The 855-nt window shown below is 63.7% G+C and carries 1 protein-coding gene; it reads left to right on the forward strand.

The genetic code is table 11. The features are described from left to right. A partial coding sequence (locus AC1DLB_RS31095; protein ID WP_477786415.1) for an Ig-like domain-containing protein occupies positions 1–855 on the forward strand: 855 nt, incomplete at both ends.

Below are 855 nucleotides of genomic sequence, written 5' to 3' on the forward strand. Positions count from 1 at the left end.
GCACGGTCGTCGGCAGCGAGCCTGGCAACACCGGCGAAGCACGGTCGTCGGCAGCGAGCCTGGCAACACCGGCGAAACCGCCTCGGGCACGCTGGTGGGTTCAGTCACCGGCACCAGCGACACCATTACGTACAGCCTGGTCGGCAGCGCCAACGGAACCTACGGGCAAATCCTGCTCAACCCGGACGGCAGCTACACCTACACCCTGACCTCGCCCCCCACGACCACCCCTCACGCCAACGACGGTGCGAACACCCTGAGCGAAAGCTTCACCTATCAGGCCACCGATTCTCTGGGCAACAGCGTCACCGGCACCATCGTGATCAACATCGTCGATGACGTGCCAACCGCTCGTGCCGATGTCGTCTCAGTGGCGGAAGGCGGCACGGTCAGCGGCAATGTGTTGGGCAATGATGTGCTCGGTGCTGACGGCCCGGCCTTGGGTGGCGCGGTGGTTGGCGTGCGCGCCGGCGGCGATACCTCGACTTCGGCTATCGGTGGTTTGAATACGCACATCAACGGCACCTACGGCTATCTCACTCTGGATGCCAACGGCAACGCCGTGTACCACAGCAATCCGAACTCGGTCGGTGAACCGGGCGCCACGGACGTGTTCACCTACACCGTGCGCGATGGCGACGGCGATGAAAGCACCACGACCATCACCATCGACATCTCCAACTGTTCCCTCGTGGTGGCCCCCGATAACGACGTGACCGTTTACGAAAAGGCGTTGGATCTGACCAAGGACGGCCAGGACCTGGCGGCGGGCACTGTCATCGGCAGCGAGCCTGACAACACCGGTGAAACTGCCTCGGGCACGTTGGTCGGTTCAATCACGGGCGGCACTGGTGC

The organism is Pseudomonas sp. 05N434 (assembly GCF_056396965.1).